This window comes from Streptomyces colonosanans (assembly GCF_001866645.1).
Lineage (GTDB): Bacteria > Actinomycetota > Actinomycetes > Streptomycetales > Streptomycetaceae > Streptomyces > Streptomyces colonosanans.
Genome location: NZ_MLYP01000094.1, coordinates 16,679 through 29,535 on the forward strand (window position 1 = coordinate 16,679; position 12,857 = coordinate 29,535).

General features: G+C 73.4%; 4 protein-coding genes. All 4 read left to right on the plus strand.

Going from position 1 to position 12,857, the window contains the following annotated elements; translation table 11 throughout:
* The first annotated feature begins 390 nt into the window (after positions 1-390).
* Positions 391-657, plus strand: a complete 267-nt coding sequence (locus tag BIV24_RS28875) for an acyl carrier protein (protein ID WP_071369419.1) — start codon at positions 391-393, stop codon at positions 655-657.
* Positions 641-1,609, plus strand: a complete 969-nt coding sequence (locus BIV24_RS28880) for a thioesterase domain-containing protein (protein WP_177198852.1) — start codon at positions 641-643, stop codon at positions 1,607-1,609. Before BIV24_RS28875 ends, BIV24_RS28880 begins: the two co-directional genes overlap by 17 nt.
* The gene (locus BIV24_RS28885) at positions 1,606-7,896 is read left to right on the plus strand and encodes a type I polyketide synthase (RefSeq protein ID WP_071369420.1); all 6,291 of its coding nucleotides are present in this window, start codon (positions 1,606-1,608) and stop codon (positions 7,894-7,896) included. Before BIV24_RS28880 ends, BIV24_RS28885 begins: the two co-directional genes overlap by 4 nt.
* Positions 7,897-7,986: 90 nt before the next feature.
* Positions 7,987-12,857 (plus strand): beta-ketoacyl synthase N-terminal-like domain-containing protein (locus BIV24_RS28890; protein ID WP_281247780.1); only part of this gene is annotated, 4,871 nt, incomplete at its 3' end.

The window sequence follows — 12,857 nt, forward strand, 5'->3', positions numbered from 1 at the left end:
GCTGAGCTGCTCCTGACGCGCCGCTGACATTCCGAAAGAGCTTCGGACCAGGCTCGATGGGGCTGCCGAAGCCGCTTCCCCCGGCTCGTCTGCGCAAGGAGGGGTGGGCCGTGGGGGCGCGCGGGGCGGAATCCGGGTGTCGTTCCTGGTGGGCCCGGTTGTGGCGGCCCGCGGCCGTCTCCGGGCCGGCCGCTGTCGGCGCTTCGGAAATGGGAAGTCGCTGACCAAAAGATGAGTTGCGCAGTCGGTGAAACTCTCCCTAGGCTTTCGAACTGCGAGCGGAGGCCTGACCGCTCATTGTTCTCTCACGTAGACCCGTGCACCCCGGAAGCCTAATTCAGTTTGCGTCCGGGGTGGCAGGTGCGCGCAGGTTCTAGAAAGGAACAGGTAATGGTCAAGGTCACGGCCGGCGAGGTTCAGGAATGGCTTGTACAGAAGATCGCGGACCGGCTCGGTGAAGACCCGTCGAGCATTTCTCCTGGACAGTATTTCGACGAGCTCGACCTCGACAGCACCGAGGCGCTCGTCATCGCCGGCGAGATGGAGAACTGGCTCGGGTTCGAGCTGGGCACCACGGCGCTGTGGTACCACCCGACCATCGAGGCCCTGTCGGCACACATAGCCGAGGAGAGTGCTCAGCGTGGCGCCGCGGCCTAGCAGAGCGGCCGCCGCACAGGTGTTGGTACGTCACCGGGCGACCCCGCCCGGTGGCCGTACCGTCTACGCCGTTCACCCCGGGGCACTGCCGGTCGTGGCCTGGGCCAACCTGGCCGGAGCGCTGCCGCAGGACACGGGGTTCGTCGTGCTCGACGTCGGCGCGGTCCCTGCGTACTTGGAGGCGGCGCTGGATCCCGGCGCGTCCGACCTGACCGTCGACCGCCTGATCGACATCCTGATCGCCGCCTACCGCGCGGACCACGGCGGTGCCGACGCGGTGGGCGGCGGCCCGGCCGGGCCCGTCACCTTCGTGGGCTGGTCCTTCGGCGGGGTCCTTGCGCACGGGATGACGGAGCGTCTGAAGCCCGAGGAACGGCCGGACGGCGTCGTGCTGCTCGACAGCGTCGCGCCGACGGGCGCGTACACGTACGCGGAGGACGACGGCGTCGACCCCAGAATCGTCCTGCGCTGGTTCGCGATGTTCCTCGGCGCCAAGCGCGGCACGGACGTTCCCTTCCGGACCCCGTCCGCGACGTCGTCCGAGGTCCCGTCCTCGACCGTCGGCGCCGACCACGTCCTCGTCGGACTGGAGCAGCTGCTCCGGGACGCCGTGGCGTGCGGCGCGCTGCCCGAGGGAACGCCGGTCCAGAGCATCCGGAAGCTCTTCGACGCCTACACGGCGGGGCTCCTGCGCAACAACAGGCTGACTTTCACGTACCGTCCGGTGCCCGCCACCGTGCCCCTCACCCAGATCAAGGCGCACCACAGCCTCATCCCCTCTGACCCGACCCTCGGTTGGGCCGAACTGGCCGATCGCACGTTGGAGGCGCACTCCGTGCCAGGAGACCACTACACCATGCTGATCCGCCCGGACGCCTCGCGGGCCATCGCCGGTCTGATTCCGGCCTCCCGGCCTCCACAGCTCGTCAAGACCCGGAGGGACACGCAGTGAACGAATTCCAGGAACGGATGCTCGACCGCAGACTCGCCCGGGACCCCATCGCCATCGTCGGCCTGTCCGGACTCTTCCCGAAGTCGCAGAACGTACGGGAGTTCTGGGCCAACGTCGTGACCGCGGCCGACTGCACCACCGAAGTGCCCGCCGGGCACTGGGACGTCGATGAGTTCTACGACCCCGACCCCTCGGTGCCCGACAAGACCTACGCCAAGCGCGGCGGCTTCATCCCCGACGTACCCTTCAACCCCCTCGAGTTCGGCCTCCCGCCGAACACGCTCGAAGTGACCGACGTGCTCCAGCTGTTGAGCCTCACGGTCACCCGCGACGTCCTCAAGGACGCCGGAGCCGACCAGGGCTGGTACGACCCGAAGCGCACTGGCGTGGTCCTCGGCATCACCGGCGCCAACCAGCTGACCCAGCCCCTCACCGCGCGCCTCCAGAGCCCCGTGCTCAAGGAAGTGATCCGGAGTTGCGGGCTCTCCGAGCGCGACGCCGAGGAGATCGCCGCCAAGTTCCGTATGGCGTACGCCCCGTGGGAAGAGAATTCTTTCCCCGGCATGCTCGGCAACGTCGTCGCCGGCCGCATCGCCAACCGGTTCGACCTCGGCGGCATCAACATGACGATCGACGCCGCCTGCGCCAGCTCGCTCGGCGCTGTCCGCACGGCCGTCAGCGAGCTCCTCGAGGGGCGCGCCGACACTATGCTGACTGGCGGCTGCGACGCCGAGAACACCATCTTCATGTACCTCTGCTTCAGCAAGACGCCCGCGCTCTCCAAGTCCGGGCGGATCCGCCCGTTCGACAGCGAGGCCGACGGAACGCTGATCGGTGAGGGCATCGGCATGCTCGCCCTGCGCCGCCTCGCCGACGCCGAACGTGATGGCAACCAGGTGTACGCGGTCATCCGCGGCCTCGGCACCTCCAGCGACGGACGCTTCAAGTCCATCTACGCCCCCCGCAAGGAGGGCCAGATGGAGGCTCTGCGTCGCGCTTACCAGGACGCCGACGCGGCCCCCGACAGCATCGAGCTGTTCGAGGCGCACGGCACCGGCACGGCCGTCGGCGACGCCACCGAGCTGAGCGCGCTCACCGAGGTGGTCGCCAAGGACGGGGGCGAGCGGGGATACGCCGCCATCGGCAGCGTCAAGTCCCAGATCGGCCACACCAAGGCGGCGGCCGGCGCGGCCGCGATGATCAAGCTTGCCTTCGCGCTGCACCACAAGGTCCTGCCGCCCACCATCAACGTGGACCGGCCCAGCGCCGCCTTCGGAACGGACGGCCCGTTCTACGTCAACACCAAGGCCCGGCCCTGGATCCGTGACCCGAAGCGACCGCAGCGCCGGGCGGCGCTCTCCGCGTTCGGCTTTGGCGGCACCAACTTCCACGCCGTGCTCCAGGAGCACGGCGACGGCGACGACCTGGAGGTCCGCTTCCCGGTCGCCCGCGTCCACCTCTGGCACGCCGCGGGACCCGAGGCCCTCGCGGACGCCCTCACCGCGAAGACCCCGCCCACCGGCGGACCCGTCCCCGCGGCCCACGCCCGGGTGGCCTTCGTGGCCCGCGACGAGGCCGAGGCCGACGCGCTGCGCGAACTCGCGCTCGGCGAACTGCGCGCCCGTACGGACCGCGACGAATGGTCCCACCCCAAGGGGGTTCACTACCGGCGGTCCGCCGCCGACACGGGTCGGGTGGCCGCGCTCTTCGCCGGACAGGGCAGCCAGTACGTCGACCCGGGCCTGAGCGCCGTGCTGGCGCTGCCCCCGCTGCGCTCCTCCTTCGACCGCGCCAACCAGCACTTCCGCGAGGACACCCCGCTGTCCAGGGTGGCGTTCCCGCCGCCGCTCGTCGACGACGAGGGCCGGGCCGCCCAGGAGGCCGCACTGCGTGCCACCGCCTACGCCCAGCCCGCCATCGGCGCCCTCTCCGCCGGTCAGTTCCGGTACCTCACCGAACTCGGCTTCGAGGCCGAGGGCTTCCTCGGCCACAGCTTCGGCGAACTCACCGCCCTGTATGCGGCCGGAGCGTACGACGAGGACACCCTCCACCAGCTGGCCCGCGCCCGCGGCCGGGCCATGTCGCCCGCCTCCGGGCAGGCCGCCGAGGACACCGGCGCCATGGCCGCCGTCTTCGCCCCCGAGGAGCGCGTCGCCGAGCTCCTCGCGGAGCGCGAGGGCTTGCGCGTCTGCAACCGCAACGCCCCCGACCAGATCGTGATCGGCGGCGCCACCGTGGAGGTCGACCGCCTGGTCGAGGCCGCTAGCCTCGCCGGGGTGCGCGCCCGACGGCTGCCGGTCTCCGCGGCCTTCCACACCTCTTTCGTCGCCCACGCCGTTGACGACTTCCGGACCGTCGTCGACACCGTCGACATCGGCGTGCCGCGCGGGCGCGTCTACGCGAACAGCCCCGGCGCCGCCTACGGCACGGACCCCGTTGACAACCGCCGTGTCCTCGCCGAACAGCTCATCAACCCGGTGGAGTTCGCGGCGCGCGTCGAGGAGATGTACGCCGACGGGTTCCGGGTCTTCGTCGAGTTCGGTCCCAACTCCGTCCTCACGGGGCTGGTCGGCCGCATCCTGGGCGACCGTCCGCACAGCGCGCTCGCCCTCGACGGGGGACCGGGCAAGGACGCCGACCTCACTCTCAAGCAGTCCGTGGCACGGCTCGCGGTGCTCGGTCTCCCGGTCGCCGTCACCGACCGGTACGCCGCCGCTGTCGAGAAGCCCGTCCCCACCAAGGGCATGACGCTCATGCTCAACGGCATCAACTACGTGTCCCCGGAGCGCCGGGCCGCCTACCAGAACGCCCTGTCCAACGGCTACCGGGTGCCCGCGGCCGTGGCACCGCCCGCGGCCGCCGCGCCCCCTGTCGTACCGGCGGCGCGCGGAGCGGAGCCGGTGGTACGTGCGGAACCCCCGGCCCCGAGCCTCCCGCAGGCCGCCCCCGTTCGGGCGACGGAGCAGCCCCTCCCCGAACCGACCCGGGCCGTCCCGACGGTCACCGGTACCGCAGCAGGGAACGTCCGTATCCCTCCGGATACCCTGCCCCCTGCTCAGGAGAACGAGCACATGCCAAGTGATCGCTTCACCGAACTCGTCTCGGACCATCTCTCCCTCCACGACGAGTACCTCAACGGCCAGCTGCAGAGCGTCGAGCGCCTCACCCGTATCCTGGAACGCGCCGCCGACCAGGGGCAGTTGGACCAGGTCCTGCCGGGTGTGAGCTCCGTCAAAGAGCACGGCCTCGCGATCGGGCGCACCCACGCGCACGCCAACGACGTACTGCGGCAGCTGGCCCACCTGGAGATGGGCGGTGCCGCCACCGCGGCCCCCGCGCCGTCCGCCCCCGCGCCGAGGCCCGCCGTCCAGGCGCCTGCCCTGCCGGAGCCCCCCGTCCTCCCGGCGCTTCCCCCGGGCTGGACCCCGCCCGTGCCGGTCCCGGCCCCGGAGTCGGCCGCGGCACCGGTCTCGGAGGTCGCCCCCGCCCCGGCTCAGGAGCCCGCTTCCGCTCCTGAGCCCGCCCCGGCTGCGGCTGCTGCTGTTCCTGCGTCTGCTGGTGTGGATGTGGAGACGGTGCGGTCGGTGCTGTTGGAGGTGGTGGCGCAGAAGACGGGTTATCCGGCGGAGATGCTGGAGCTCGACATGGGTGTGGAGTCGGATCTGGGGATCGATTCGATCAAGCGTGTCGAGATCATGGGGGTGATTCAGGAGCGGTTCGGTGTGGTGTCGTCGGCCGGTCCTGAGCAGCTTGCGGAGCTGCGTACCCTCGGTGACATCGTCGACTTCGTCGCCGGCCCGACCGGGAACACGGCGACCGAGGCCGCGCCCGCTGCCACCTCCGCGGACCCGGCTCCCGCCGCCTCCGCGGACCCGGCTCCCGCCGCCTCCCCGCAGGCGTCCGAGGCCCTCTCGCCCATCCTCCGCGCGCACGCCGCCCTCGTCACCCTCCCCGCGGCCGACCCGCTGCTCGACGCCCACCCCGCCGACCAGGGCGCCCTCGTCGTGGACGACGGCTCGGAACTGGCCGCGCGGATCGTCGAGCGGCTTACCGCCACCGGCCGCCAGGTGCACGTCCTGCGGCTCCCCGGAGTCCCGGCGCGCCTGTCCGGTGTGCACGACTACGCCCTGACGGGCTGGGGCACCACCGAGCTGGCGGCCTGCGTCGAGGCCGTCTTCACCTCCCGGATCGGCCTCGTCGTCGACGTGACCGCCCGCACCGACAGCGACTGGAACGACGGGGTACGCAGGTTGGCGCACTCCCTCCTGCTCGCGCGGCACGTCGTCCGCCCGCTGACCGACATGGCTGCGCACGGCCGTGCCGCGTTCCTCGCCGTGACCCGGCTCGACGGGGCCTTCGGCCTCACCGGGGTCGCCGAGGAGGCCGCCCCCGCCGGTGGTGTCGCGGGGCTCGTGAAGACCCTGGCCCTGGAGGAGCCCGAGCTGTTCTGCCGGTCCGTGGACCTCACGCCCGGCATCGACCCGGCCGACGCGGCCGCCCTGGTGCTCGACGAGGCCGCCGACTCGGCCGTGGAGCCCGTACAGGTCGGCCACGACGGCACCCGAAGGGTCGGGCTCGCGGTGGCCGGCGAGCCGCTCACGGCCGCCGACGCCGCGTCCCTCACCGCCGACGATCTGCTGGTCGTCACGGGCGGCGCCCGGGGCATCACGGCGGACTGCGTCGTCGAACTGGCCCGGCGTCACCAGCCGCGCCTCCTGCTTCTCGGCCGGACCCCGCTCGACGAGGAACCCGCCTGGGCGCAGGGCTTGCCCGAGGAGAACCTGAAGGCGGCGGCGGCCGCATCGCTGACCGCCGCAGGCGAGAAGCCGACCCCCCGACGTGTCGGCCAGCTCGCCGCGGCCGTCGCGGGCGCCCGGGAGATCCGCGCGACCCTGGACGCGTTGCGGGCGGCCGGGAGCCGCGCCGAGTACCTGCCGGTGGACATCACGGACCAGGCCGCGACCGCGGCAGCCCTCGCCCGGTACAAGGACGAGGTCACGGGCGTGGTCCACGGGGCCGGGGTGCTCGCCGATCAGATGATCGCGCAGAAGAAGGCCTCCGAGATCGAGCGGGTCTTCGCCCCCAAGCTGACCGGACTGCGCTCCGTCATGGCGGCCCTGGGCGGTACGCACCTGCGCCACGTGATGCTCTTCTCCTCGGTCGCCGGATTCTTCGGCAACCAGGGGCAGTCGGACTACGCGATGGCCAACGAGGTGCTCAACGCCTGGGCCTCCTCCCGGCGGCGGACGTTCCCGCACACGCGGGTCACCTCGATCAACTGGGGCGCCTGGGACAGCGGGATGGTCTCCCCGCAGATCAGGAAGGTGTTCGAGGAGCGGGGTATCGCCCTGATCCCGGTCGCCGAGGGCGCCCGGATGTTTGCCGACCAGTTCGCTCCCGAGCGGGCCGGTGACGTGGTGACCGTGCTCGGCCCGACCACCCCGCTGAGTTCCCGGGACCGCTCCGGCGCGGCCGCCGGCGGCACGGTGACCCGGTGCCTGTCGGACCTCGCCGGTTCCTCGCTCGTCACCGACCACGTCATCGACGCGACGCCGGTCCTCCCCGCCGTCGTGGCGATGGGATGGGCGCTCGGCGCGGTCGAACACGCCGACGGGCGACGGGCCGTGCGGCTGCGCGACTTCGCCGTCCACCGGGGCATCGTCTTCGACGGAACCCAGCCCGCCGAGTGCCGGCTGGTGATGACCCCGGTCGACGGTGACGGGGGCGGCGAGGTCAAGGTCGCCACCCAGTCGCTGGTCGACGACACCGTACGACCGCACTATGCGGCCACGGTCGTCGCGGGCGCGCTTCCGCCGGCCGCGCCGGTGACGGGACTTCCCGCGCCGGGCACCGGGACCGACGCCGCCGGGCTCTACGCCGACGGCACGCTCTTCCACGGACCTGCTCTGCGCGGTCTGCGCCGGATCCTGGCCGACTCCGAGTCCCGCCTGGTGCTGGAGTGCGAGGCCGTACGGACGGACACCGACAGCGGTTCGTCCGACTGGTTCGCGGCCGGCTCCGCGGACCTGTTGCTCCAGGCCGCGCTCGTCTGGGTGCGCCGGTTCCGCGGCACCGCCGGGCTGCCGCTCGCCGTGGGCGGGGTCGAACTGTACGGCCCGCTGACGGCCGGTGAGGTGTTCCTCGTCGTGGTGGAGCCCGTGGGCCAGGGCGGCCCCGACTCCCGACTGGACATCACCGCCTGCACCCCCGACGGACAGGTCAGGGCCAGGTTCACGGCCGTCTCCGTCGTCTCGGCCCCGCAGTTGGCGGCCAAGTTCACGGGCTGACGGTATCCGCACCGGAATCAGTGAGCGGGCGGCGGCTTGCCGCCGCCCGCCCCACAGGATCTCCCGCTTGGGAAGGAACCTCACCCAGTTATGAGCAGATACGCGATAGTGGGCATCTCCTGCCTGTTCCCCGGAGCGCGAACGCCCGAAGAGTTCCGGCAGAGCCTGCGCGGTGGCACGGACAGCCGTCGGGAAGGAGGCGCAGAGGTCTTCGGGGCCGAACCCGACGAGCGTGACCTCGACCCCCGGCACCGGATCGTGTCCCGCCGGGGCGGGTTCATCACCGGCTTCGAGTTCGACCCCACCGGCTACCGGATCGACCCCGACCGGCTCGCCGGTCTCGACCGGCTCTTCCACTGGTCGCTGTACGCCGCCCGGGAGGCCCTGCGGGACTGCGGCGCCGCCGACCGGCCCGAGTTGCTCGCCAGGACCGGCCTGGTCATGGGCAATTACTCGTTCCCCACCACGACTTCGGCGAAGGTGAGCGTCCCTCTGGCGCAGGAGGCCGTCCTCGCCGGACTGCGCTGCTCCGGCGCGCCCGAACTCGACTCCCTGCCCGGCGCAGTCCCGCTCGTCGACCGCGCCGCGATCGTGCCCGAGAACCTCCGGGTCAGCGGCTCGCCCGCCGCCGTCGCCGCCGGCGCCCTCGGACTCGGCGGCCCCCGCTACTGCCTGGACGCTGCCTGCTCCTCGGCGCTCTACGCGCTCAGCCTCGCCTGCGGCCACCTCGACTCCGGCCAGGCGGACCTGGTGCTCGCCGGGGCGGTCTGTGCGCCCGACCCGACCCTGATCCACCTGTCCTTCTCCGATCTGCACGCCTACCCGGAGAACGGATTCAGCCAGCCCTTCGACGACCGCTCCGGCGGCATCGTCACCGGCCAGGGCGCGGGCATGGTCGCCGTCAAGCGGCTGGAGGACGCCGTACGCGACAACGACCGCGTGTACGCCGTGGTCGACGGCATCGGCCTCTCCAACGACGGCGCCGGACGCCACCCGCTGGTCCCCCGCAAGAGCGGGCAGCTGGACGCCCTCGCCCGCGCCTACGCGGACGCCGGCGTGGACCCCGCGAGCGTCGACTACCTGGAGTGCCATGCCACCGGCACCCCGGTCGGGGACACCACGGAGGCGGAGTCGGTCGCCGAGTTCTTCGGCGCCCACGGTGACGTACCCCTGCTCGGGTCGGTCAAGGGCAACATCGGCCATCTGCTGACCGTCGGTGGCCTGAGCAGTCTCCTCAAGGTCGTCCTGGCCATGGAGGACGGCGTGATCCCGCCGACCATCGGGGTGGACCGGCCGGTCTCCTCGCCCGACGGGAAGGTCGGCGCCGCGACGCTCGTCCGCACCGCCCGTCCCTGGCCGGACACCCCCGGCCCCCGCCGCGCCGCTGTCTCCGCCTTCGGATTCGGCGGCACGAACGCGCACGTGGTGCTCTCGGCGGCGCAGGACGTCCCGGAGGCCCAGGCCCCGGACGCCGCCGCGCCGGACGCCTCGGCAGCGCCGGACACCTGTGAGCGGCCCTCGGTCCTGCCCGCGCTCGACGTCATCGGCCTCGGCGCGCACTTCGGCTCGCTCGACTCGCTGGACGCCTTCGAGCAGGCTGTGTACGAGGGCGGGCACGACCTGCGGCCGCTGCCCGAGCGGCGCTGGAGGGGCCTCGACCGTACCGACGGGGGCACGCTCGAAGCGGCCGGGCTCACCGGCCCGCCCCACGGGGCCTTCGTCGACGGCGTCGAGGTCGACCCCGCCGCCCTGCGCGTCCCGCCCGCCGACCTGCGCATCTACAACCCGCAGCACGCCCTGATGACCAGGGTCGCCGACGAGGCGCTGCGCGACGCCGGGTACCGGCTCGACACCGGCAGCCGCGACACCCCCGACGCCCGCCGCATCGCGGTCGTCGTCGTCACTGAGATCGAGCCGTACTCGCACGCCAGGCTGAGCCGGTACGGACTCGGGTCCTTCCTGCGCCGCGAGCTCGACAAGGCCGGGGTGCGGCTGACCGAGGAGCAGCGGGCCGCCCTGAACGAGGTCGCCCGGGACGCCGTCGTCGACCCGATCGGCGCCAACGAAGTGCTCAGCTACATCGGCAACGTGATGGCCGGCCGGATCTCCTCCCGCTGGAACCTCACCGGCCCCTCCTTCACGCTCTCCGCCGAGGGCGCCGGCACCGCCGAGGCGCTGGACGTCGCCCGGCTGCTGCTGCTCGACCCGGACCTGGAAGCCGTACTGATCGGCGGCGTCGACCTCGCGGGGGCCGCCGAGAACCTGCTCGTCCAGCCCGCTCCCGGCGCCGAGCCGGGCCTCACCTTCAACGAGGGCGCGCGCGGCCGCCGCACCGGCGAGGGCGCCGGCGCCCTGGTCGTCACCCGCCCCGAAGCGGCCCCCGGCCGGGTGCACGCCCGGATCGACGCGCTGGCCGTGCGCTACGCGGACGCCGCCGACGGCTCCCTCACCCCCGTCTCCGGCCCCGCCCTCGCCGAGGCCGCCCGGGCCGCGCTCGACGCCGCCGGGATCTCCGCCTCCGACGTGGACTACCTGGAGGCCCACGCGGGCGGTACGGAGTCGGCCGACCGGACCGAGATCGCCGCCCTCACCGAGGTGTACCCGGCGGGGGGCGCCACCGTCCTCGGCAGCGTCAAGGCACAGATCGGCGATGCCGGCTGCGCGGCCGGGACAGCCGCCCTGATCAAGACCGTCCTGTGCCTGCGACACGCCCATCTGCCCGGCACCCGGGGCTGGCGCCGCCCCGCCGACGACCTCGCCGAGGCCTTCGCCGCCTCCGCCTTCCAGGTGCCGGAGACCTCCTTCCCCTGGCTCCGGGAGCGCCCGGACAGCCGTCGGCACGCGGCCGTCAGCATGCTCGGCGCCGCCGGCTCGCACGCCCATCTGGTGCTGTCCTCCGTGCCGTCCGCCGACCGGCCCCGGCCCACGGCCGACTGCGCGCGGGCCCGTGGCCCGCTCCTGCTGCCCCTCGGTGCCGACACCGTCGACGCCCTGGTGGCCGAACTCCGCCGCTACGCCGCGCTCCTCGCGGACGGCGCCGATCCGTCCGCGCTCGCGCGCGAGGCGGCGCGCGGCCTCGACGGCAGGCGGCTGCGTGTCGTCCTCATCGGCCGGGACCGCGACGCGCTGGTCCGCCAACTGGAGCTCGCGGCACGGGGCCTGCCCGACGCGCACGCCGCCGGAACGGCCTGGAGCACCCCCGCGGGATCGTTCTTCACCCCGCGCCCGATCGGGCCCGAGGGGCGGGTGGCCCTGGTGTACCCCGGGGCCTTCAACACCTACCCGGGCCTCGGCAGGGGCCTCTTCAGGACCTTCCCCGGCCTGCTCGACAGCTTCGAACGGCTGGCCTCGGAGCCCGCCCGCATGCTGCGCTCGGCCCAGCTCTACCCCCGTGGGGTCGAGACCCCGGACCGCCGCGAGATGATGCGGATCGAGGAATGCCTCGCCGACGACATCCCGTTCATGCTCGCCACCGGGACCAGCTTCGCGATCCTCTACACCGAACTGATCCGCGAGATCCTCGGGATCACCGCGCACGGCGGCTTCGGCTACTGCCTCGGCGAGGCGAGCATGCTCTTCGCCACCGGGGGATGGGACGCCCGCAGCCGCTCCGACGCGCTGATCACCGACAGCCCGGTCTTCCAGGACCGGCTGTGCGGGCCCCGGCGCACCGTGCGCGAGCTGTGGAAGCTGCCCCCGGAGACGCCCGACGGGGACGTGTGGTCCACCCATGTGCTGCTCTCGGCCCTCGAACCGGTCGCCGAGGCGCTCGCGCGCTACGACCGGGTCCACGTCACCCACGTCAACACGCCGAACGAGCTGGTGATCGGCGGAGACCCCGAGCAGTGCCGGGCGCTCATCCGGGAACTGGGCTGCCCCGCCGCCCGCTCGCCCGCCAACGTGGTCCTGCACTGCCCGGTCGTGGACGCCGAGTTCGACGGCCTGGCCCGGCTGAACGACTACCCGACGGGCTCCTTCGGCGACCTGGAACTCCTCAGCGCCTACGACTACGAGGCGCTGCCCGCCGAGCGGCTCGCCGAATCCCCGCAGCGCATCGCGCACACCCTGCGCTCCACGATCGACTTCCCGCGCCTGGTGCGGGGCGCCTACGACCGCGGCTTCCGCTACTTCATCGAGGCGGGACCGGGCGCCACCTGCTCCCGCTGGATCCGCGACACGCTCGGGGAGGCACCGCACGTGGCCGCCGGCGTCGACCGCCGGGGCGCGACCCCCGCCACCAGCCTCGCCCACCTGGCGGCCCGGCTCGTCGGGCACGGTCTGCCGGTCGACCTCACGGTGCTGTGGGGCGAGGACCGGGACGCCGTACGGGACGTGCCCGCGCCGGCCGCCCGCCGTCTCCCGGCGGTCCGGGTCGGCGGCGGTGAGCCGATCCCGGACCGCGTCGCCCGTGAGGCCGCCACGGCCCTGGCCGCCGGCCGGTCCCGCTCCGCCGTCATCGACCTGCCCGCTCCGCCGGAGGTGCCCGCCGTCATGCCCGCCGACCCCACGCTGGAGACGCCGGAGGCCATCACGTTCGACGGCGGCCCGGTGACCGCCCTCGCGTGGGGAGGCACTCCGGCCACCCCGGCCACCCCAGCACCGGCGAGCCCCTTGGCTCCGGTTCCGGCCCAGGCCCCCGCTTTGGTGCCCGCGCACACGCCCGTACCCGTACCCGCACCGGTGGCCTCCGTCGGCACGCCCGCCGCCGACCTGGTGCGGGACCTGCGCCGGGAGATCGTCGCCGCCCACGGCGTCGTGATGGAGACCCACCGGGTCCTTCAGGCGGCCACCCTGGACCGCACCGCAGCCCTCCTCGACACGCCCGGGACCACCGTCGCGCCGCTCCCAGCGCCACCCGCGCCCGTCGCCCCCGCCCTGCCCGCGCTCCCCGCTCCCGTCCCGGTGGCGGCCGCGCCCGGAGAGCTCGTCACCCCTGCCCCCGCCCCTGCTCCCGTCCAGGC

Bases quoted from the DNA above. Each gene is read 5' to 3' on its own strand.
- BIV24_RS28875 (WP_071369419.1), top strand. From the start codon at position 391: ATGGTCAAGGTCACGGCCGGCGAGGTTCAGGAATGGCTTGTACAGAAG.